The sequence below is a fragment of the Corallococcus sp. EGB genome (assembly GCF_019968905.1).
Lineage (GTDB): Bacteria > Myxococcota > Myxococcia > Myxococcales > Myxococcaceae > Corallococcus.
In genome coordinates, this window is sequence record NZ_CP079946.1 from 311532 (window position 1) to 333303 (window position 21772).

The window sequence follows — 21772 nt, forward strand, 5'->3', positions numbered from 1 at the left end:
TGCCTATGATGCGGCTCATGGTGAAACGCTCCGCCGCCTCCGCCCGGGAACGGACAGGATGCCGACCCTGGAGGGCGGTTGCGCTCGGGGCCTGGTGGGTGCTCGGCTGCCTGCCCTCCATCGGTCCGGTGGATGCCGCCGGCCCTTCCGATGCTTCCGGGCCTGCCGGGAGCCGGAAGGGAGCCCTGGTCCAGGGGACGGACGCGCCCGGGGACGCGGCGGCCGTGGCCCTGGTGGCCCGCCGCACGCGGTGTGGGGGGGAGGCGCCGGTGCTCCTCTGCTCGGGGGCCCTCATCGCGCCGGACGTGGTGCTGACGGCGGCGCACTGCCTGGCCATCTTCGGTGAGGCGGGCCCCTACGAGGTCTTCCTGGGCGCCCAGCTGCTCCCGGAGCCCGGGCCCGGAGGGCGGTTCGTGCGGGTCACCCGGGCCGTGGCCCACCCGGACTACGTCCCGGCCACGCACGCCTGGGACGCCGCGCTCCTGCGGCTGGCGGTGCCCGTGACGGACGTCGTGCCCTTCCGCCTCCCCGGGGCGGGGGACGCCCCGGTGGCGCCGGGAGAGGTCGTGCGGGCGGTGGGCTACGGGGACACGAAGGACGCCACCCGACCCGCGGGCCAGCGGCGGCAGGGCCCGCTCCAGGTGACGGGGGTGTCCGGCAGCGCCTTCCACGCCGGCCCCGCCCCGGCCATGACCTGCGTAGGGGACAGCGGAGGCCCGGTGCTGGGAGGCCCCGCCGGGAGCGAGGTGCTCCAGGGGCTCACCGTCAGCGGCGACGTGGCCTGCCGGACGGAGGCGGTCCAGGTGCGGGTGGACGCGTTGGCGGACTTCCTCCGCCCCTTCCTGGCGCAGGCCCCGCCTCCGGCACCCACCGCGCCGCTCCCCAGGGACGCCCTCTGCCGGGAGACGTGCGCGAGCGACGCGGACTGTCCCTCGGGCCTGCTGTGCGTCAGCGCCGGGGACGCCCCCGCCCGCTGCCTCCTGCCCGCGCTCCAGGCCGGGACCTACGGCGCGGCCTGCACGGAGGACTCCGCCTGTGGCACGCAAGGCATGTGCGCCCGGCTGGAGGTGGACGGGGACGCCGCCTGCCGCTGCTTCACCCCGTGCGAGGCCACCGTCGACCCGTCGACACCTGGGGACGAAAAGCCCGGGGAAAAAGGCGGCTGTGACACGAGCGCCGGAGACCTGGGTGCTACACTCGCCGTCCTGCTGGGGCTCTTCTGGCGACAGTCCCACCGCAGGATTCCGGGAGGCCGGTTCCGGGCGTGACTCGGCGTGAGAGCACCTACAGAACCGTAAATGTAGGCGAAACTCTGCGAATCAAACTCCGAGAATCAGGCACAGACGTTTTCGGCAGTCACAAAGGTCCTCCTCCCCATGGACTACAAGATCAAGTCGGGCGACACGCTGAGCGCGCTGGCCAAGCGCTTCAACACGGACGTGGATTCGCTGGTGAAGGCGAACCCGAACATCACCAACAAGGACCTCATCTACGCGGATGCGAATCTCAACATCCCGGGCAGCAAGGATGAGTTCCAGGCGCAGGGTGTCGCCAAGGGGCCGGACCTGACGGGCGGAACGCAGGGGGCGCAGTCCTCGCAGGCCGTGGGTGACGTGCCCCCGGGCCAGGTGGGTGACTGGATCAAGCAGGCCATGGACATCCTCAAGGCCAACGGCGTCCCGACGGACAAGATGAACCCCCAGGACATCGCGAAGATCATCGAGCACGAGTCCAGCGGCAACCCGAACGCCATCAACCTCTGGGACTCCAACGCCCAGAAGGGCACGCCGTCCATCGGCCTGATGCAGACCATCCAGCCCACGTTCGACGCGTACAAGCTCCCGGGCCACGACAACATCCGCAACCCGGTGGACAACATCATCGCCGGCGTCCGCTACTCCATCGAGCGCTACGGCTCCGTGTCCAACGTCCCCGGCATCCAGGGCCTGAACAGCGGCAGCGGCTACGTCGGTTACTGACCGGCGCGCAAAGCCAGACGCACCGCGCCCCGCGGTGGAAGACGGTCCGTTCCGTCTCCCACGCGGGGCGTCGTCATTCCAGGAACAGGCTTCTAGCCCCCGTGCAGCGGAGAGCGGTCGCGCGGGCCGCCCGCGCTCTTGATGTGGAGCTGGCTGGGCGCCTTCTTGCGCCCGCGCAACCCCGTGCCCCGGTTGTTGCGCTTGGGGCCGTGGTCGCCCGCGGCGGGGCCCAGCGTCACGCGCTTCAGGGCCTTCTGCATGAGCAGCCGCAGCGCCTCGTCGTGAGGCAGGGTCTTGCGCCCATGGCTGGCCTGCACGCTCGGCTGGGCCGCATGGGGATCCACGCGGCGTCGGTTCTTGATGCCTGCCAATCGGGTCCGAACGGACATGAATGTCCTCCTTTGAAGTGGAGGTAGGAACCCCGGCAGGTCATTGCCATCCCTGGCGACGGGCGGGACAGGGGCCGCTCCGGGAGCATGCGGGACGCGCGGCGCCCGGTGGCGCGGGACGACAGCGGGCACGCGGACTGACGGTCTCCCCGAAGTGGGAATCACGTCAGGAGCGGCATGCTCAGGTGAGGTCTTCGTTGCTGCGGCGGGCGCGCTTCTTCGCCTTGGGCTTGCTGTACTTGGCCGCCTTCGCCTTCTGCGGCTTCTCCGTGGCCTCCGGCGGGAACAGCCAGCCGTCCTGGGGGCGGGGCGCGGAGGCGTTCACCGGCTCCAGGTGCTGGCCGCGGCAGCCCCGGCACCAGGACTGCGGACGGCGCTGGCCCTGGCTCATGATGCGGAAGCCGAAGTCCTGCTCCGTGGGCCCCACGTGGCCGCAGCGCGGGCAGCGCGTCATGGACGTGGTGCCCGTCTCCTTGGCCTTCTCCTTCCCGTGCTCCACCACCAGCGCCAGCGCGGCGGCGAAGCCCAGCTTGCGCTCCGAGGGGACGTGGAACTGACGCCCGCGCTTGCGGCTGCCCCGGCCCATCACGGGCAGGAGGTCCAGGCCCCCCAGGAGGTTGCGCTGCTCCAGGACTCGCGACGGAGACGATGGCGGGGTCGAGTGGCTCACGCGATCATTTCTACGGGAGGGGTCTGACATGGCCGCTTCACGCGGCGGGTCGCCCGGTCCCGCTCCGTTCGGAGGTCTGGACACATGTTCAGTAACCCCTGGCATTTCCAGGGGATTCCTCCGGAGGCCGGGCGGGGGTGGGGCGCCAGGGGGCGGGGCCTGCCTGCCTGCCGGGCGCGGGCCGGCGCTCCGGTATCCACCTTCAGGAGGTCCCGTCCCCTCACCTCCGGAGGCGCCCATGGCCCAGGGCCACGAAACCGAAACCGAGAAGCAGGAACGTCACGCGCGGCGGCACGAAGCCCACGTGCGCGCCAGCTACGCGGCGTTCATCCGCCACCTGTGCGACCTGGGCGGCATGCCTCCCGCGCTCGCCGAGTCCGCCGCCGTGTCGGTGCTGAGCGCGCTGGAGCGCCGGCTCATGCCCAACGGGGCGCGCAACCTGGAGTCCCAGCTGCCGCGCCTGCTGGTGGAGTTCCTGCCTCCGCCGGAAGAGCGCCCGCCGCGCCCCCACCGCTTCGGCCGCGAGGAGATGGTCGCGTCCGTGGCGGAGGACCTCCTGATGCCGGAGGACCAGGCGGAGGTGGTGGTCCGCACGGTGCTGCGCGCCGTGCAGGACCAGATTTCGGAGGGCGAGGCGGACAAGGTCGCCAGCAACCTGCCCTCGGACCTGCAGGCCCTCTGGCGCCTCACGCAGTAGCGGCGGGGCGCCACGGGGACCCGCGCTACTCCGCGGATCCGCCGCCCGCGCCGTCGCCGGTGGTGAACACCGGGGTGCCGCCGGGGAGGCTGGGGTCGTGCGGGAGGCTGCCGCGCGGGCTGCGCAGGTAGACGAACGGCGTGGCGAAGAGGAAGTTGCTCACGCGCGACGTGTAGATGTCCGCGTAGCGCTCCACCTGCCGCGCCAGGTGGCTCTTGTCGTTGCCGGCGCGGGTGAGCAGGCCCCAGTGCGGGTTGGACAGCTCGCTGGCCGCGCGGGCCATGGGGCCCAGCTCCGCGTCCAGCGCCTCCAGCTCCGCGCGCAGCTCCGTGAGGCGCGTCACCAGGTCGCCCTCCGGGACGTCCGAGCGCGGGCCGTACTGGTGGCGCCGCCGCTGGAGCTCCAGGCGCACCTGGCAGCTCTCCGCCTCCAGGCGCTCCTTCTTGAGCATGCGCTCGCCGATGCGCAGCTCGGTGGCGCGGAAGGCGGCGATGGCGCGCACCTCGTCCTCCAGCTCGCGCAGGATGAGCGCCGTGCGCCAGCGCAGCACGTTCTTGCTGACGTGCACGTCGCCGAACATGTGGTCGCCCACGTAGAGGATCTCATCGCCGGACAGGCCCAGGTGCCGCTCCAGCTCCAGCGCGCTGCCGCCGAAGTAGGGCTTGTTCTTGTCGGGCGGCCCGGAGTGCGGACGCAGGAGCGCCTCGCCGCCCACCTCCACCACCTCGAAGAGGGTGGAGCGCGTGGTGAAGAACTCGGGCTTGCGCGCGCTGACGATGACCACGTCGAACAGCTGGCGCCAGGTCATGCCGTCCGGCAGGTGCCGGTCGAAGGCGAAGTGCATCATGGGCTCGGTGTAGGCCCACTCGCTGTTGGTGATGAGCAGCACCTTCTTGCCGGCGTTCTTCTGGTCCAGCAGCGCGAGCGGCGTCTCCGGGTCGTCGATGACGTAGCGCTCGGGGTCCGCGATGATTTCGGCCTTGAGGCGCCCCTGCATGTGCGTGGCGTCCAGGTTCTTGCGCACGTGCTCGTAGAGGTCCGCGTAGCCCATGGGGCCGGGGAGCTGGCCTGCGTCCAGGCGGTCCACCAGCTGCGCGTAGATGCAGGCCTCGGAGAGGGAGAAGAGCGTGTTGAGGAACACCCAGCGCCGGTCCGCCAGGTCGATGACGGTGCGGGTATAGGCCTCGCGCTGCGCCTCGAAGTCCATGGGGCGGCTGCCGTGCAGGGCCTTCTTCACGAAGCCGAAGCGGTTGGCCTTGAGGAGGTTGCCCTTGGCGGTGTCGATGATGAGCCCGCGGATGGCGAGCATCGGGTCGAACGTCAGGTCGGCCACGGGCCAGCCCTGCTCCACCAGCCGGTCGCGAATGTATTCGTAGGCCCGGCGTTCCCACGCCTCCACGCGGTAATGGATGAGCGTGTAGTCCATGTCGTAACCCACGGCCTTGATGGCACGCATGTTGAGGGTGCGGTTGCAGAACAGGCCGCGCTCGGGCGGAGGACCGGAGTAGTGAGGACGCATGGGAGCAAGGCTTGCCAAGGCTTCCACGCAAAGTCGAGCGGCCCGTGTGCCCGAGTCGCCTCGTGGGCAGGCCCGGGCCGTCCGGGTGTCGGAAAGATGGGATACAGGTGACGCGCGCGCCGCCAAGGGCCGGGCATGCGCGCAACCGAAGGGCAGAAGACATGTCGGGAATGACGCGGCGCTGGGGCCTGGCCCTGGCGGCGGTGCTGGTGGCGGGCGTGGCGGGGGCGGAGGAGGAATGGGACACGGTGGCCACCACGCCCTACCTGATCAAGGTGCGGCCCCGTCCGGGGACGAAGGCGAAGGACATCTGGGCGGAAGGGGAGCTCAAGGCGAGCGCGGCGCAGGTGCAGACGGCGCTGGAGGACCAGGAGTCGTACCGGCTCTTCATGCCGTACGTGAAGGAGTCACGGGTGGTGCGGCCCACGGATGACGGCGGGCGGCTCACGTACACGCGGTTGGATCTGCCGGTGGTGTCCTCGCGCGACTACATCTGCCACGTGGTGACGGAGTCGAAGGTCGCGCCGGACGGGACGGGCGTGTACCAACAGCACTGGAAGGCGGAGCCGGACGCGTTCCCCGCGCGCCGGGACGTGGTGCGGCTGCGGCTGAATGAGGGCAGCTGGAAGGTGGAGCCGAAGGGCGAAGGCACCTCCTGGGCCGTCTACAAGTTCACGGTGGACCCCGCGGGTTCCATCCCGGGGTTTCTGGCCAACATGGGGCAGAAGGACGCGGTGGTGGACACGCTGCGCGCCGTGGAGAAGCGGGCGAAGTCGCTGAGCGTGGAGTCGCCTCCCACGAAGTAGGGGATGGAGGCATGCGGGCCGGCTGTTCCTCCCGGACGCCATGGCTGACAACTCCAAGATTGAGTGGACGGATGCGACGTGGAACCCGGTGCGCGGCTGCGTGAAGCTGAGCCCCGGGTGCAAGCACTGCTACGCGGAGACGTTCGCCGAGCGCTTCCGCGGCGTGCCGGGCCACCCCTATGAGCAGGGCTTCGACCTGAAGCTGATCCCGGGGAAGCTCGCCGAGCCGCTGCGCTGGAAGGCATCCAGGCGCGTGTTCGTGAACTCGATGAGCGACCTGTTCCTGGACGACGTCCCGGAGGCGTACATCGAAGCGGTGGCGCGGGTGATGGCGCTGGCGGACTGGCACACGTTCCAGGTGCTGACGAAGCGAGCGGAGCGGATGCAGCGGCTCCTGTCCACGCGGCTCGCGTTCGCGGCGAGGCTGCCGAACGTGTGGTGGGGCGTGAGCGTGGAGGACCGGAAGTACGGCCTGCCGCGCGTGAAGCACCTGCGGGCCACGCCCGCGAGGGTGCGGTTCCTCTCCATCGAGCCGCTGCTGGAGGACCTGGGCTGGGTGGACTTCACGGGCATTGACGGCGTGATTGTCGGAGGCGAGAGCGGCGCGAAGGCGAGGCCGCTGGACCCCGAGTGGGTCCGCTCCGTGCGCGAGCAGTGTGCCGCGGCGGGCGTGGCCTTCTTCTTCAAGCAGTGGGGCGGCAAGCGCAAGGCGGCGGCCGGGCGGGTGCTGGACGGTCGCACGTACGACGCGCTCCCCCGGAGCACGGCGGCGCCGTTCCCCGACGACGCCCGGCGCCTGCGGCTGTTGGAGGAGGCCGAAGCGCTGGCGGCCCCGTGGCTGTCGCCGCGTGTCCCTGGCGGCGGGGGCGTGATCAGCGCCGCCGTTTCACCTTGAAGAAGTCGATGAGCGCCTTGAGCTTGGGCGCCACCTGGGCGCGGCTCGGGTAGTAGAGGAAGAAGCCGGGGAGGGTGGCGGAGTACGGTTCGAGCACGCGCACGAGCCGCTTCTCCGCGAGGAGCTTCCGGGTGCGGCTCTCCGGGACGTATGCGAGCCCCAACCCGGCGACGGCGGCGTCCAACACCAGCTCCGAGTCATCGAACACCACGCGGCCCTCGACGGAGACCTCGATGCGTCTGCCGCCGTCGGTGAGGCCCCAGCGGTAGAGGCTGCCGGTGGTCCGGCTGCGGTAGTTGATGCAGTCGTGGTCGCGCAGGTCGCGAGGATGCTTCGGCTTGCCGCGGTTCGCGAAGTAGGCCGGCGAGCCGACCACATGCATGACGATGTCGCCGCTCACGGGCATGGCGATCATCTCGCGGTCCACGAGCTCGCCCATGCGGAAGCCCGCGTCGAAGCCCTGCTGGACGATGTCGACGAGCGCGTCATCCAACTGGATGTCCACGCGGATGTCGGGATGGGCGGCGAGGAACTCCGCGAGCCGGGGCCCCAACACCTCCTGGTAGCCGAAGCGGGGCAGGGTCAGTCGCAGGAGTCCCGAGGGCCGGTCGCGCAGCTCGCCGAGGGACTCGAAGGCATCCTGCACGCCGTGCATCGCGGGCTCGAGCCGCGCGAGGAAGCGCGAGCCGGCCTCGGTGAGTCCCACGCTGCGGGTGGTGCGCTGGAGGAGCCGCACACCGACGCGTTCCTCCAGGGCCCGGAGGCTCTGGCTCACCGCGGAGGGGGTGACCTGAAGCTCCGCCGCGGCGGCGGTGAAGCTGCGTTTGTGAGCCACCGCGAGGAACGCCATCAGGCCGGAGAGGTCATCGCGCATTCCTTAGGGTAGCTACAAAGCGCATGCAGCGACGACGCGTTTCGGAGCGCGGGCCGCGGGCGTACTTCATGGACCACACGGAGGCGGTCATGAGCGCACAGGGCAACAAGGTCTGGTTCGTCACGGGTTCGTCGTCGGGGTTCGGCCGGAGCATCGTGGAGGAGGTCATCGCAAGGGGGGAGCGCGTCGTCGCGACGGCGAGAGACCCGCGCACGCTGGAGGACCTGGTGGCACGGGCACCGGACCGGGTGCTCGCGGCGCGGCTGGACGTGACGAGGCCGGAGCAGGTGCAGGAGGCCGTCACGGCGGCGCTGAAGCGCTTCGGCGCCATCGACGTGCTGGTGAACAACGCGGGCTACACCCTGCTGGGCGCGGTGGAGGAGACGAGCGACGCGGAATTGCGAGCGGCCTTCGAGCCACTGTTCTTCGGCGCGGTGGCGATGACGCGCGCGGTGCTGCCGCACATGCGGGAGCGGAGGACGGGCACCCTCGTGCAGCTCACGAGCGTGGCCGGGCTGGTCACATACCCGGGAGTGGGGGCGTACAGCGCCGCCAAGCACGCGCTGGAGGGCCTGTCGGAATCGCTCGCGAAGGAGGTCGCGCCATTCGGTGTGAAGGTGCTCATCGTGGAGCCGGGCATGTTCCGCACGAACCTGCTGGGCCCGTCGTACCGGCGGATGCCGGAGCTGGCGGCCTACGCGGAGTCCGTGGGCCCGATGCGCGCCCATGTGGCGCAGTCCGCCGGCACGCAGCCCGGGGACCCGGTGAAGGCGGCGAAGGCCATCGTGGACGCGGTGTCCGCGGGAGCCCCGACCCTGCGGCTCCCCCTGGGGCCGGACGCCCCCGGAGCCATCCGCGAGAAGCTGGCGCAGGTGCTGGAGGACGTGAACCGCACGGAGCAGCTCGCGCTGTCGATGGGGTTCTGAGACCCGGCCCCTCCCCGTGAGGCAGGGACTCGCGCCCGGCCAAGCCCTTGGAGTATGAAGTCCGCCTCGCGCCCGGCCGGGGAACGCGGCGTGATTCACCATGGGGAAGAAAGCCGTCAGCCGTTGGAGTCGCCTGGGCGCACTGCTGGGCGTGTTGTGCCTGCTCGGCGCGACCCGGGCCACGGCTTCCCCTGGCGAGGAGCCTCGCGCCGCCATCCGGCGCTATGCCCTCCTCATCGGCTCCAGCGAGGGCGGGGCCGGGCGTGAGCGGCTGCGCTACGCCAGCTCCGACGTGCTGGCCCTCTCGCGCGTGCTCGAGGAGCTGGGGGGGGTGGCCGCGGAGGACCGGCTGCTGTTGCTGGAGCCGACCCGGGACACGCTGGTGTCCTCCATCGCGCGGATGCGCCAGCTCATCTCCAGCACGCCTCCCACGGAGGCCCGGCGCGAGCTGGTGTTCTACTACTCGGGCCACTCGGACTCGGAGGGCCTGCTGCCTCGCGGTGAGAGGCTGGCCTACACGGAGCTGCGCCGGCTGCTGACCGACATCCCGGTCGAAGTGCGCATCGCCATCCTCGACTCGTGCGGCTCCGGCTCGCTCACCCGCTTCAAGGGCGGCGTGAGCCGGCTGGCCTTCCTCTCGGACGTGTCCTCGCAGGTGCGCGGGCACGCGTTCCTCGCCTCCAGCTCCGCGGACGAAGTGGCCCAGGAGGCGGACTCCATTGGCGCTTCGTTCTTCACCCACTTCCTGCTCTCCGGCCTGCGGGGCGCCGCGGACACGAATGGTGACGGCCGCGTCACGTTGGACGAGGCCTACCAGTTCGCCTACCACGAGACGCTCGCGCGCACGGAGCGCAGCCAGGGCGGGCCCCAGCACGCGTCCTATGACATGCAGCTGGCGGGCAGCGGCGACCTGGTGATGACCGACCTGCGCGGCTCGCAGGCCCGGCTCGCGCTGGCGAAGGAGCTGGAGGGCCGCCTCTTCGTGCGCAACTGGGGCAACCAGCTCGTCGTGGAGCTGCAGAAGCCCGCGGGGCGGCGCCTGTCGCTCGGGTTGGATCCGGGCCGCTACCACGTCACCCTGGAGCGCCCCTCGCAGCGCTTCGAAGCGGAGCTGGCCGTGGCGGGCCGGGGCGAGGCGGAGCTCCGGGTGGGCGACTTCATCCCCATGACGCTGCTGCACACCGCCCAGCGCGGCGGAGGCGATGCGCCCTTGGAGGACCGCGGCCCCTTGGATGCCCCCACCGTGCCGCTCAACGTGTCCTTGGTGCCGCCGCTGGCCACCAACACCTGGCTGGGGCCGCGGAGCCTGAACCATGTCTCGTTCGGCGTGCTGGGCTCGCGCTCCCTCCAGGTCCGGGGCGTGGGGCTGGCGGGCGGCATGGGCTGGGTGGATGGGACCCTGGAGGGCCTTCAGGTCTCCGGGCTCGCCAACGTGTCGGGCGGCGAGGTGCGGGGCGGCCAGGTGGCGCTCGGCGGAAACCTCGCGTTCGGAGACGGGCAGGGCGCGCAGCTCGCGGGCGTCCTCAACATCGCCGAGGGCTCCTTCACCGGGGTCCAGCTGAGCCTCACCCTCAACCGCACCGACGCGGAGATGCGCGGCCTCCAGGGCGGGATGATCAACACGTCGGAGGTGCTGCGGGGCATGCAGGTCGGCCTCATCAACATCGGCGGGGCCGTCACCGGGACGCAGGTGGGGCTGCTCAACGTGGGCGGCGAGGTGCGGGGGGTGCAGCTGGGCCTGCTCAACATCGCCGACGACGTGACGGTGCCCATCGGCGCGCTCAACATCGTGCGCAAGGGGCGGCTGGCGTTCGAGGTCTGGGCGGACGACATCGCGTCCGTGAACGTGGGCATCAAGTACGGCAGCCAGCGCGTCTACGTGCTGCTCACCCACGGCGTCCAACCCTGGGAGAAGACGTACCGCAGCTTCGAGTTCCTGGGGCTCGGGCTCCACTTCACCCCGTCGCCGTCGGTCTACCTGGACACCGACGTGAGCTATGGCAGGTGGAATTCGCAGTTCTTCGGAGCGGCGCCCCCGCATCGGCTCGGCCGGCTGCGGCTGATGGTGGGGTGGGAGCTGAAGCGGCGGCTCGCCTTCTTCACGGGCGTCTCCCTGAACTACTACGACGTGCCCAAGGACTCCGAGGACCGCGCGGTGAGCTGGATTCCCCAGCTGGCGTTGGGTGGGGAGGCCGCCGCCGACCGCCTCTGGCCCGGACTCATGCTCGGGGTCCGCATCTGAGCGCCTCCTTCCGGAAAGTGAATGGCCCCGGTGACAGATTTTCCGGGGCACGGTGTTTCCCTTCGCGCCAATTCGCTCCGCGAAGGGAAACACGATGTCCTCGATGGTCTTTTTCGCCCAGGTCCCCACGCAGGGCCTGGGGTGGCTGAGCAGCAAGCTGCTGGGGGTGACGATCTCCAGCGCGGAGTGGGTGCTGTGGGTGTTGGTGGTCCTGTCGGTGCTGTCCATCGCCGTGATGCTGGAGCGCTCGCTGTACTTCGCGCGCCACCGGCTGCGGGACTCGGAGGTGCTGACGCAGCGGCTGGCCCGGGGGGAGTTCGACGCCGTCCGTGAGTCGGTGAAGGGCCGGCGCGGCATGGAGGCCGCCGTCATCCTGGAGGGCCTGGCCTCCTCCGGCCGGGGCGCGGACGCCGTGGAGGAGGTCATCGCCTCCATCATCGCGCGGGAGCGTCCCCAGTATGAGCGCTTCCTGTCCTTCCTGGGCACGCTGGGCAACAACGCGCCGTTCATCGGCCTGTTCGGCACGGTGCTCGGCATCATCAAGGCCTTCCACGACCTGGGCGCCATGAGCGTCAAGGGCGCGGCCATCCAGGAGACCATCATGTCCGGCATCTCCGAGGCGCTCGTCGCCACGGCGGTGGGGCTGGCCGTGGCCATCCCCGCGGTGGTGGCCTTCAACGTCTTCAACCGCCAGCTCAAGACGCTCACCAGCCGCACCAACGCCCTGGGCCACGCCCTCATGGGCAGCCTGCGCTCGGAGGTCCGCTAGCCATGGCCGGGGGAGCCGCGGAGAACGACGACGAAATCAGCGGCATCAACGTCACGCCGCTGGTGGACGTGGTGCTGGTGCTGCTCATCATCTTCATGGTGACGGCCAACTTCATCGTCCGGGAGACGGTGGAGGTGGACCTGCCGCGCGCCGCCAACGGCGGAGAGACGGTGCAGGGGCTGGTCAACGTGGTGCTCGACAAGGAGGGCCGCCTGTTCTTCGACGGCACCGAGCTCGGCGAGGAGGCCCTGGCGAAGCGCATCGCGCAGGAGGTCGCCAAGGACAAGGACACCCGCGCCATCATCAGCGCCGACCAGTCACTGCCCTATGGCCGCGTGATGCACCTCATCGACGTGGTGAAGGGGCAGGGCATCGCGAAGTTCGCCCTCAACATCCAGCAGGACGCGGCCCCCGCGAAGGCGGGGCTCTAGCCCCATGAGCCCGCTTGCCCTGGAAGATGGCGCATCCGCGTTCCCACGCAGCGGTGGCTCGCGATGGCTGGTGGGCTTCGTGGCCGGCTCGCTCGCGCTGCATGCCGGCGCGCTGGTGCTGCTCGATGCCCGGTCCGCGGACCGGCCCGTGCCCCAGCGTCCGGTGGAGCTGGTGATGGTGGAGGTCCAGAAGCCGCCGCCGCCTCCCCCGGAGGAGGTGAAGGAGGAGCCCAAGCCCGAACCGCCCAGGCCTCGGGTCGTCCCCCGGCCGGCGGTGAAGGTGGCCCCTTCGCCACGGCCCACGCCGCCGCCCCCGGTGGATGCGCCACCGCCGCCCAACGACGCGCCCGCGCCCACGAAGGCCGCGCCCCTGGTGGTGGGCCTCTCCATGTCCTCCACGACGAACGCGGGGAGCTTCGCCGCGCCGGTGGGCAACACGCTGTACGGGCGCGCCGCGGACAAGGCGACCGCGCCCAAGGACGTGAAGGCCTACTCGGCGCCGAAGTACACGCCCATCTACCAGGTGGACAGCGAGCCGCGGCTGGCGGGCGAGGTGAAGATTCCCTACCCGGACGAGGCCCGCCGGGCGGGCATCGAAGGCACGGTGACGCTGTCCATCACCATCAACACGGAGGGGCACGTGGTGGCCGCGCGCGTGGTGTCGGGCCCGGGCTACGGGCTGGACGAGGCGGCGCGCGACGCCATCCTGCGCTTCCGCTTCAAGCCGGCCATCAAGGGCGGTGAGGCCGTCTCCACTGAAATGAAGTACGCGTACACGTTCCTGCTCGACTGAGCGCCGCCGTCCCGCCGTCCCACCCACCATCCCACCCCGACATGTCCTCGAACCTGAACGCCCGAGCCGCGCTCATCGCGGCCTCGCTCCTGACGGGTGCGTCCGCGCTCGCCCAGGGCCAGCCTTCCCGCCCGCCTCCCGCCACTGAAGCGGCGAAGCCCGCTCCACAGATGACCAAGGCGCCCGTCCTGGTGAAGTCCGTGGAGGCGGCCTATCCCCCCGACGCCGCGGCCCAGGGGCTCACCGCCGACGTGAAGCTGATCATCACCATCGCGGAGGACGGCACCGTCGCCGACGCGCAGCCCGCCGAACCGGTGGGCCATGGCTTCGACGAGGCCGCCCTGGAGGCGGTGCGCGCCTTCCAGTTCTCCCCCGCGGAGGTGGACGGCGTGCCGGCCCCCGTGCAGGTGGAGTACGTCTATCACTTCACCCTCTCCGCGCCCGCCGCGTCCCCGGACGCCCCGCCCGAAGAGGTGGAGAGGCCCAGGGCCACGCTCACCGGTCAGCTCATCTCGCGCGGCAGCCGCTCGCGCGTGGCGGGGGCCACCGTGCGCTGCGGGGACGACCCGGAGGCGCCCGAGGCCCTGTCGGACGAGGAGGGGCGCTTCTCGCTCCAGGTCGAGCCGGGCGAGTGCGCGGTGCGCGTGGTGGCGTCCAACTTCCAGCTCTACCAGACGACGGAGACGCTGAAGCCGGGGGAGACGACGGAGATCGTCTTCTACCTGGTGCCCAGGGGCGGGGCCTTCGAGACGGTGGTGCGCTCGGAGCGGCCGAAGAAGGAGGTGGTCCGCCGCACGGTGTCCCGCGAGGAGGCGCAGAAGACGCCGGGCACCTTCGGCGACCCCATCCGCGTCATCCAGGCGCTGCCGGGTGTCGCGCGCGCGCCGTTCAACTCGGGCGACCTGCTGGTGCGAGGCTCCAACCCGGGGCAGTCCGCCACGCTGATGGACGGGGTGCGCATCCCCCTGCTGTTCCACCTGCTGGGCGGGCCCTCGGTGGTCAACGCCGAGTTCATCGACTCGCTGGACTTCTACCCGGGCGGCTACGGCAGCCAGTACGGCCGCGCGGTGGGCGGCGTGGTGGACGTGGCCACGCGCAAGGGGGCCAGCGACACGGTGCACGGCTCGGTGAAGGTGGACTTCGTGGACGCCGCCTTCTTCCTCGAGGCCCCCGTCACGGAGGGCGTCAGCGTGGCCGCGGCGGCCCGGCGCTCGTATGTGGATGCGCTGCTGCCGCTCGTCCTCCCGAAGGAGGAGGGGCGCACGATGTCGGTGGTGCCTCGCTACTGGGACTACCAGCTCCGCGTGGACCTGGGCTCGCGCTCCAAGGAGGCCCCGGTGTCCGGCGCCGGGCGCAGCACCGGCTACATCATGGCCTTCGGCGCGGATGATCAGCTCTCCGTCGTGTCCTCCGGAGGCGACCAGTCGCGGGACATCAAGCTCGGCACCCACACCCAGTTCCACCGCATCAAGGGAGACTGGACGTACCGGCGCGGCGACTTCACCTCTGTCTTCACGCCCTATGTGGGCCTGGACAAGGTCCGCGCGGAGCTGGGGACCTTCCAGGAGGACGACCGCATCTACTCCGCGGGGGCGCGCCAGACGCTGTCGCTGGACCTGTCCTCCGCGCTCACGCTGCGCACGGGCGTGGATGCGTACTTCGAGCACGTGGAGGTGTCCGCGCTGCTCCCCATCTCCGGGGGCACCGACTACGTGCCCTTCCCCGGCGCCGAGCCTCGGACCGAGATGCAGCGCAAGGTCATCACGCTCAACGGCTTCGACGGAGGCCTCTTCCTGGAGGCGGACCTCAAGTGGGGCGCGTTCACGCTGACCCCCGGCGTGCGGGGCAACCTCCAGCACGTCAACGGCACGGACAACCTGGCCCTGGATCCACGGCTCTGGCTCCGGTACGCGGCCAGCGAGCGGACCGCTCTGAAGGGCTCGGCGGGCCTCTACAGCCAGCACGCGGAGACGTATCAGTTCATCCCGCTGCCATACGGTAACCCCAGGCTCGGGTATCAGCGGGCCTTCCAGGCCAGCCTCGGCGTCGAGCAGCGGGTCATGGACGCGGTGAACGTGGACCTGACGGGCTTCTTCAACCGCCGCTTCAAGAACGTCGTGACGCCCGGGCAGCTGCTCCAGGAGGGGGGCGGGTTCCTCCAGGAGCGCTTCAGCAACGACGGCATCGGCAAGGCCCTGGGCTTGGAGTTGATGGTGAAGAAGGCCCGGCTCTCTCCCACCGACAAGTGGAGCGGCTGGCTCTCGTACACCTTCAGCCACGCCGAGGACGGGCGCGCCGGGCCGTTGCCGGCCGTCACGGGCGGCTCCCGCGCGAACGCGGAGGAGCAGGCCTACGGCCTGAGCCCGTGGGACCAGACGCACATCCTCACGCTGGTGGCCAGCTACCTGCTGGGCAACGGCTGGGAGGTGGGCGGGCGCTTCCGCTACACCACGGGCCGGCCCACCACGCCGCTCCAGCACTCCTACGACGTGTTCCGGGGGGATGGAAACCGGTTCGAGCCGACGCCGGGGCCCTACCTCTCCGCGCGCTCGGGCAGCTTCCACCAGCTGGACGTGCGCGTGGACAAGAGCTGGCGCTTCGAGAACTGGACGCTCACCACCTACTTGGACGTGCAGAACCTCTACAACCGGAAGAACGCCGAGTTCGACCTCGACGACTACCGCTACCGCGGCAAGTACAAACTGCCGGGCATCCCCCTGCTCCCCGTCGTGGGTGTGAAAGGAAGCTTCTGATGAAGGCCCTTGTGACGTGCGGCCTGGTGCTCGCGCTGGGCGCCGTGGGTTGTGTGGATCCAGAGGACTCGCCGGACCGGGTGCACGACTTCCGGGTGCTGGGGCTCGCCACCGAGCGCCCGGAGCTCATGGCTCCCAGCTGTGACTTCACGCAGGCGGACCTGGACGCGTTGCGCGAGCCGGTGACGTTCCGCGCGCTGTTCGCGGACCCGGCCGGCGGCGGGCGCTCCATCCAGTACACGCTCTGGGCCTGCGCGGACGTGGACGACACCACGTGCGCGGACACGGCCAATCGCGTGCAACTGGCGGAAGGCTCCACCACGGAGAGCGAGCTGTCGGTCACCATCCGCCCCGGCGATACCCAGGCCCAGGACGGCACCCCGCTCCTGGTGCGCGTGCGGGAGAAGGATCCCTATCTGGGGCTGGGCGGGCTGCGCATGCCGCTGGTGCTCCACGCCCGGGCGGGCGACGAGGCGGTGTACGCGCAGAAGCTGATGGTCTTCTCATGCCCGATAGTGGAGGGGATGACCGCGAACGTGAACCCGGAGCTGCCGGGCCTGCGGCTCGACGACGCCCCGTGGGCGGTGGACGCGGTCCCGGAGCTGAAGGGCCAGGGGCCCTTCGTGATCACCGTGGAGGACCTGACGGGGCTGGAGGAGCACTACGTGGTGCCGGGGCTGACGTCCGGGCCGGTGGCGCTCACGGAGGCGTGGAAGGTGTCGTGGCACACCACGTTCGGTGAGTTCTCCGAAACGGAGACGGGCGGCGCGGACTTCGGTGGAGAGGTCGGGCGCCACCGCACGGAGTGGGAGCCTCCCGAGGAGGGCGGCTCCGCGCGGGACGTCACCTTCTGGGCCGTCGTGCGGGACGGGCGCGGAGGCCAGTCCTGGCTCACCCGCCGCGCGCGCTGGGCTCCTTGAGGGGATGCGGGGCGCGCTCGCGGCGGGGCTCCACGCTCATGCGGCCCGTCATGTCCTGACCCGCGTGGATGGATCAGCTCGAAGGAAACCGCACTCCTGGCAGGACGAGCAGCGGGGTGCCCTCCGCGTCCTGGAGCTCCAGCGTGTAGACACCACGCGCCTCAAGGGGCCGCGCTTCGGCTTCCACGATGATTCGGGCGGTTTCGGAGCCGGAAACCACCTCGAGCACCTCCACGACCCTCAGGGTTTGATGACTCGGACCGCGGAGGCTTGCCCTGGCGGCCCTGCCTGTCAGGGCCGTCCGGCCGGAGAACTCCAATTGCACCGCGACCCGGTGCACGGAGCGGAAGCTCCTGACCTGGAACTCCGCGCCCGCGAGCCCCATTTCGGGAGCATCCAATTGCAACGTCTGGACCCCACGTTGATCCAGGAGCTTCGTGGACAGCATCGCCGCCAGTCCCACGTCGGGACAGGGCTGCTCGGAAAGCAGAGGGGCCGTGTCGCCGGACACGCCTCCATCCGCGGCTGCGAGGAACGGAAGCAGGAACAGGAGCATGTGCTGCCCTCCTATTCGTCGTATCGCCACACGCCCCGGATGGACATCAGGTTGGGAACGACGGCGGTGTTCTCATTTCCCCCCTCGCTGCGAGGAACGCCTCGCGTGCGGTCATCCAGGAACCAGAGTTCGACGCAGACAGGAAATGTTTCACCCGTCTTGTTCTGACGCAGCTGCGTGAAACGGCCATAGACCCGTTTGGAGCCGACGTAGAGCGTGCCCGTGAGCATGGAGTTGTGCCTCACGTGCCCCTCGGTACCGACGGTGTACACAGCGGCACGTCCTTCTCGGACCGTGACGAGAGCGGAGCGCGTGCTCGGGTCGAACTTGGCGGCCCACTGGACGCCGTCAATCTCGAGCGCCGTCATGGCTGCCTTCGCGTCCTCCGGACAGTCCTCGGCGGGAGGCGTGGGCCGGTCCACCAGGGGGGCACTGGCGCAGGCCATGCCCGCCATGCAGGACGCGAGCGTCGCGGCCTTGAGCGCACGGTTGGCCTTCGGAGACGGCGGAGCAGGAGGCTTGTTCGTCACGGGAGCACGTTCCTCGGGAGGCGCCGCCGGGGAGGCAGCGGTCGCCGGGGGAGGGCCCGCGGGCTGCGGGGCGGCGACAGGAACACTGTGCGGGCGGTCCGGTGTGATCGCCAGTTTATGACCAATGGGGGAGGAAAGACTCTCCGGAACCTGTGGGGTTGTATGGCGAGTCCAGCCGCGCAGCAGGACCTCCCAGGTCCCAGGTCCCGCCACCAGCAACCCCAGGCACAGCACCACGCCCGCCCAGCCCCAGGCCGGGAACCGGCGCGGAGCCACCGCTTCCGCAGCCGCCCGGGGCCGGGGCGCGGGCGTCAGGTACGGCTGCGCCGGCCACGCCGGACGGCGGATCTGATTCGGCGTGCCCGGAATCTCATCGAAGACGTGCGCCTCGAACGCGGCCGCCCCTCCGGACAGCAGCCCCCGCATCAGCTCCGAATGGGCCGCCTCCCCCGTGCGCGGCCGCTGCTCCGGTTCCTTCTCCAACAGCCGCAGGATGGCCCGCGACAGGGGCTCCGGCACCTGGGGGTTGATGTCCCTCGGAGACGGCGGCAGCCGCTCCGTGATGGCCACCGCCAGCAGCTCCGGCTCCTGCTCCGGTGGGAACGGGTAGTGCCCCGTGACGGCCCGGTACAGACACACGCCCAGGGCATACAGGTCGTCCGCTTCGCGATAGGGATACCGCAGCTCCGGCTGCCTCCAGTGGCGCTGCTGGAAGCGGATGGCCTCCGGACTGCGCAGGTGCAGCGTCCCCGGGGGCAGGGTGGTGGTCGTGAGCGTCGTGGCCCCGGCCTGGTCCCCGGCCCCGAAGTCGATGAGCACCGGCACCTGCTCGCGAGCGCGGATCAGGATGTGCTCCGGCTTCAGGTCCCGGTGCAGCACGCCTCGCGCATGCAGCACCCCCAGCGTCATCGCCACCGAGCCCCCCACCATGGCCACCTGCCGGAACGTCGGGTTGACCGTCTCCACCCAGGTGTGGAGCGCCATCCCCTCCACCCAATCCATGACGAAGTACGGCAGCCCCTCCACCGGATCCGGCCACCGCCCCGTGGCATGCACCCGCACCACGTTCGGATGCCACGCGCGGTCCAACAGCAGCGCCATCTCCCGCAGCGCCCGGGCGGGCTCCGGATGCAGCGACACCTTGAGCGCGAAGCTCCGCCCCGGCGCCTCCAGCGGCTCCACCCGATAGACCGCGCCATACCCGCCCACCCCCAGTGTCCCCATCACTCGCCAGCACCCCACCACCGCGCCAGGCTGGAGCGCCCCCGGGAACACCTGTGACCCTTCCTGACCCATGGACGTGCAGGGTCTCATGAACATCACTCAACCTGGAAGGTCACTCCGGGCCGGGGGCCGGAGACAACCCTGGGTTCGTGTGTTCTCACGTCAGGAAGTCTCGCCCCGTGGACCCGGGCGGAATGCTCCCAGCGGAACAGAGGGAGGGTGACCGAAATGTGACATGCGCAGGGCGCGTATCAGGCCGGTGGTGTCAGACGGATTTGATGTATTAAGCCGCGTCTCATCGCAGTAATCCCCCCATTCAGGAGTTCCTGATGCGTCGTATTGGCTCAGCCCTTCTCGCCGTGAGCATGCTCGTGGGTTGTGGTGCGGGTTCCGAAGCTGGAACCACCCCCTCCGAGTCCGGCTCCACCACCCCGTCCGCCGAGCAGCAGCAGCAGGCGCCCCTCCTCACGACGACGAACGTCGACGTGGCCACCGAGTGCACGGGCATCCTCGAGTTCGCGAACACGGCGTCGTACACGCTCCTGGACCGCTACCTGCCCAGCAACGTGGTCACCAACATCGTGAACCGCCGCGCCACCGCGCCGTTCACGTCGCTGGCGGACCTGTCCTCCGTGCCGCTCGTCGGCCCGGCCCGGCTCAAGCAGCTGGAGGGCGGCGCCCGGACGCTGGACTTCATCGACGCGGACTGCGTCGGCATCATGGACGGCATCGCCATCTCCCATGACGACCAGGACGCCATCGTGGCGCTGGTGAACAGCATCTCCGACTCGGAGCTGCACGACGTCCTGCCGAACGCGTGGAACGGCGCCGTGAACCTGCTCAACGCGCGCAACGCCCACCCCTTCACCACCGCGCAGCAGATCGCGGACACGGCGGGCATCGGTGACGTGAGCTTCCGCAACATCCGCAACTCCGCCACCCTGAGCCGCCCGCTGGAGGCGCTCTTCGCCGCCATCAACGCCGTCTCCTCCAACGGCGACTACGGTGCCACCGCCCTGCGCCACTTCGACTGGTGGAACATCGCCATCCAGGATCACCACTACCGTGACAGCAAGGAGTGCTTCGGCCTGGAGCCGTCGAGCGTTCCGTACGGCGCCACCATCCGCCCGAACCTGGCCACCGCCGCCGAGGTGCGCGCCGCGGTCGAGAGCGCCTACCACTACGCCCGTGGCGAGACGAAGATCCCCGACGCGGTCCGCGACGCGGGCCTGGCGAACCTGGACGCGCTGACCCAGGGCCGCTCGTTCAAGGGCTGCATCCTCACCTACGAGAACGACCCCTGGAGCCGCAACACCGTCCACATCTACGTGGACACCACCAACGGCTTCAGCGTGATGACCGAGACCTGGTGGGCGGAGTAGTCCTCCCCGCCTGACGTCCCCGCCGTCCCGAAGCCCCGGGTTCCTCCCTCAGGAGCCCGGGGCTTTTTCATGTCCGGAAGCAGGCAGGGCCCCGGCGGGCAGGCCGCTCGCGCCCTCCAGCCCGGGAAGGAAACCGTGCATCCCCATGTGTCTATGGGTATAGACACGCCCATGTGCCCCCTGGTGAACACGAAGGACCTGATTGACGCCCAGGAAGTGGCGGGCCTGCTGCGCCTGCGCCACCCCAACAGCGTCAGCACGTACCTGCGCCGCTATCCGGACATGCCCCGCCCGGTGCTCGACCTGGGCGCCGGGCGCCCGCGCCTCTGGCTCAAACCCCAGATGCTCCGCTGGGCCCGCGCCCGCCAGGCCGCCACCTCCCACTCAAGCTCCCGAGACACCCGATGACCACCGCCACCCCCCGAACCGCCCCCGCCGTCCTCCCCGGGCCCAATGACGCCTGCTGGTGCGGCAGTGGCTCCAAGTACAAGAAGTGCCACCGCGGCGCGGACACCGTGGAGGCCCGCAAGCGGGGCACCGACACGAACCGCAAGCCCGTCCGCAAGGGGCTCGTCAGCCCCCGCCGCGTGGTGCCCGCCACCATCGCCCGGCCGGACTACGCGGACTCGCTCAGTGGCCGTCCCTCGCGCTCGCGCAACGAGCCGGACGTGAAGTCGCCGGACGTCATCGCCCGCATGCGCCGCGCCTGCCAGGCCGCCGCGCAGGTGCTGGTGGAGACCGCGCAGCACGTGCGCGTGGGCATCACCACGGACGAACTGGACGCCATCGCGCACGAGGCCTACCTCAAGCGCGGCGGCTACCCCAGCACGCTCAACTACCACAAGTTCCCCAAGTCGCTCTGCACCTCTGTCAACGAGGTCATCTGCCACGGCATCCCCGACAACCGGGCGCTGGAGGACGGCGACATCGTCAACCTGGACATCACCATCTACCTGGATGGCGTCCATGGCGACTGCTCGGCGACGTACCTCGTGGGCAACGTGGAGCCCCAGCACCAGCGCCTGGTGCAGATCGCCAGGGAGTGCCTGGACATCGGCATCGCGGCGGTGAAGCCCGGCCGGCCCATCAGCGACATCGGCCGCGCGGTGGAGGCCCACGCCGTGAAGAACGGCACCAGCGTGGTGCGCGCCTACTGCGGCCACGGCATCGGCGAGACCTTCCACACCGCGCTCCAGGTGCCGCACTACTACGAGCCGGAAGCCGACACCCTCATGCAGCCCGGGATGATCTTCACCGTGGAGCCGATGATCAACCAGGGCCACTGGGACCACCGCACGTGGAACGACGACTGGACCGTCGTCACCGCGGACGGCATGCGCAGCGCGCAGTTCGAGCACACGCTGCTCGTCACCGACACGGGCGCGGAGATCCTCACCGTCCCCTGACGGCTCCCCCG

The 21772-nt window shown here is 70.5% G+C and carries 21 protein-coding genes; 15 read left to right on the forward strand and 6 right to left on the reverse strand.

All coding sequences use genetic code 11. From position 1 onward, the window contains the following. The first annotated feature begins 224 nt into the window (after window positions 1-224). Window positions 225-1268, forward strand: a complete 1044-nt coding sequence (locus tag KYK13_RS01360) for a trypsin-like serine protease (protein WP_223641208.1) — start codon at window positions 225-227, stop codon at window positions 1266-1268. A gap of 108 nt (window positions 1269-1376) precedes the next feature. Next, window positions 1377-1979, forward strand: a complete 603-nt coding sequence (locus tag KYK13_RS01365; RefSeq protein WP_223641211.1) for a transglycosylase SLT domain-containing protein — start codon at window positions 1377-1379, stop codon at window positions 1977-1979. A 92-nt stretch (window positions 1980-2071) separates the two neighbouring features. Here the strand turns inward: KYK13_RS01365 and KYK13_RS01370 are convergent, their stop codons facing one another. Together KYK13_RS01370 and KYK13_RS01375 are read right to left on the reverse strand one after the other, a co-directional pair. Beyond that, a complete protein-coding gene (locus KYK13_RS01370; protein WP_223641214.1) occupies window positions 2072-2368 on the reverse strand; it encodes a hypothetical protein in 297 nt (98 codons plus the stop codon). Between the two features lie 181 nt (window positions 2369-2549). Further along, window positions 2550-3068, reverse strand: coding sequence for a hypothetical protein (locus KYK13_RS01375; protein WP_223641217.1), 519 nt, complete (start codon window positions 3066-3068; stop codon window positions 2550-2552). 208 nt (window positions 3069-3276) lie between these two features. Here KYK13_RS01375 and KYK13_RS01380 point away from each other — a divergent pair, with 208 nt between their 5' ends. Then, window positions 3277-3735 (forward strand): DUF2267 domain-containing protein, encoded by a 459-nt coding sequence (locus KYK13_RS01380; protein ID WP_223641219.1) that lies wholly within the window; start codon window positions 3277-3279, stop codon window positions 3733-3735. A gap of 25 nt (window positions 3736-3760) precedes the next feature. Here KYK13_RS01380 and KYK13_RS01385 read toward each other — a convergent pair whose 3' ends face one another. After that, window positions 3761-5254, reverse strand: a complete 1494-nt coding sequence (locus KYK13_RS01385) for an HAD-IG family 5'-nucleotidase (protein WP_223641221.1) — start codon at window positions 5252-5254, stop codon at window positions 3761-3763. 170 nt (window positions 5255-5424) lie between these two features. On the opposite strand from KYK13_RS01385, the gene KYK13_RS01390 reads away from it, so the two are divergent. Then, window positions 5425-6060, forward strand: a complete 636-nt coding sequence (locus tag KYK13_RS01390) for an SRPBCC family protein (protein WP_223641223.1) — start codon at window positions 5425-5427, stop codon at window positions 6058-6060. 40 nt (window positions 6061-6100) lie between these two features. Further along, window positions 6101-6955 carry a DUF5131 family protein gene (locus tag KYK13_RS01395; RefSeq protein ID WP_223641225.1) on the forward strand — a complete coding sequence of 285 codons (855 nt, stop codon included), beginning with the start codon at window positions 6101-6103 and terminating at the stop codon, window positions 6953-6955. On the opposite strand, the gene KYK13_RS01400 is transcribed toward KYK13_RS01395, so the two are convergent. Then, the gene (locus tag KYK13_RS01400) at window positions 6933-7829 is read right to left on the reverse strand and encodes a LysR family transcriptional regulator (RefSeq protein ID WP_223641227.1); all 897 of its coding nucleotides are present in this window, start codon (window positions 7827-7829) and stop codon (window positions 6933-6935) included. The genes KYK13_RS01395 and KYK13_RS01400 overlap by 23 nt on opposite strands. Window positions 7830-7918: 89 nt before the next feature. On the opposite strand from KYK13_RS01400, the gene KYK13_RS01405 reads away from it, so the two are divergent. The 7 genes from KYK13_RS01405 to KYK13_RS01435 all read left to right on the forward strand — a co-directional run bounded on the left by KYK13_RS01405 (window position 7919) and on the right by KYK13_RS01435 (window position 16663). Continuing rightward, on the forward strand, window positions 7919-8755 hold the full coding sequence (locus KYK13_RS01405) for an oxidoreductase (RefSeq protein WP_223641229.1): 837 nt from the start codon (window positions 7919-7921) through the stop codon (window positions 8753-8755). Window positions 8756-8855: 100 nt separating this feature from the next. Next, window positions 8856-10997, forward strand: a complete 2142-nt coding sequence (locus tag KYK13_RS01410) for a caspase family protein (protein WP_223641231.1) — start codon at window positions 8856-8858, stop codon at window positions 10995-10997. Between the two features lie 94 nt (window positions 10998-11091). After that, a complete protein-coding gene (locus tag KYK13_RS01415) occupies window positions 11092-11766 on the forward strand; it encodes a MotA/TolQ/ExbB proton channel family protein (protein ID WP_223641234.1) in 675 nt (224 codons plus the stop codon). 2 nt (window positions 11767-11768) lie between these two features. Further along, complete coding sequence (locus KYK13_RS01420; protein WP_223641236.1) at window positions 11769-12197, forward strand: biopolymer transporter ExbD; 429 nt, start codon at window positions 11769-11771, stop codon at window positions 12195-12197. 4 nt (window positions 12198-12201) lie between these two features. Continuing rightward, a complete protein-coding gene (locus KYK13_RS01425; protein WP_223641238.1) occupies window positions 12202-12990 on the forward strand; it encodes an energy transducer TonB in 789 nt (262 codons plus the stop codon). 41 nt (window positions 12991-13031) lie between these two features. After that, on the forward strand, window positions 13032-15743 hold the full coding sequence (locus KYK13_RS01430) for a TonB family protein (protein ID WP_223641242.1): 2712 nt from the start codon (window positions 13032-13034) through the stop codon (window positions 15741-15743). After that, window positions 15743-16663 (forward strand): hypothetical protein, encoded by a 921-nt coding sequence (locus tag KYK13_RS01435; protein ID WP_223641245.1) that lies wholly within the window; start codon window positions 15743-15745, stop codon window positions 16661-16663. The genes KYK13_RS01430 and KYK13_RS01435 overlap by 1 nt, the downstream gene beginning before the upstream one ends. Before the next feature lie 73 nt (window positions 16664-16736). On the opposite strand, the gene KYK13_RS01440 is transcribed toward KYK13_RS01435, so the two are convergent. Then, window positions 16737-17219: a DUF2381 family protein gene (locus tag KYK13_RS01440; RefSeq protein ID WP_223641247.1), complete on the reverse strand. Its 483-nt coding sequence runs from the start codon at window positions 17217-17219 to the stop codon at window positions 16737-16739. Between the two features lie 11 nt (window positions 17220-17230). Beyond that, complete coding sequence (locus tag KYK13_RS01445; protein WP_223641249.1) at window positions 17231-19045, reverse strand: serine/threonine-protein kinase; 1815 nt, start codon at window positions 19043-19045, stop codon at window positions 17231-17233. Between the two features lie 257 nt (window positions 19046-19302). On the opposite strand from KYK13_RS01445, the gene KYK13_RS01450 reads away from it, so the two are divergent. The 3 genes from KYK13_RS01450 to map all read left to right on the forward strand — a co-directional run bounded on the left by KYK13_RS01450 (window position 19303) and on the right by map (window position 21761). Next, complete coding sequence (locus KYK13_RS01450) at window positions 19303-20355, forward strand: helix-hairpin-helix domain-containing protein (protein ID WP_223641251.1); 1053 nt, start codon at window positions 19303-19305, stop codon at window positions 20353-20355. A gap of 171 nt (window positions 20356-20526) precedes the next feature. Next, a complete protein-coding gene (locus KYK13_RS01455; RefSeq protein WP_223641253.1) occupies window positions 20527-20763 on the forward strand; it encodes a hypothetical protein in 237 nt (78 codons plus the stop codon). Further along, window positions 20760-21761, forward strand: coding sequence for a type I methionyl aminopeptidase (gene map / locus KYK13_RS01460; protein ID WP_223641255.1), 1002 nt, complete (start codon window positions 20760-20762; stop codon window positions 21759-21761). The genes KYK13_RS01455 and map overlap by 4 nt, the downstream gene beginning before the upstream one ends. Window positions 21762-21772: the final 11 nt, after the last annotated feature.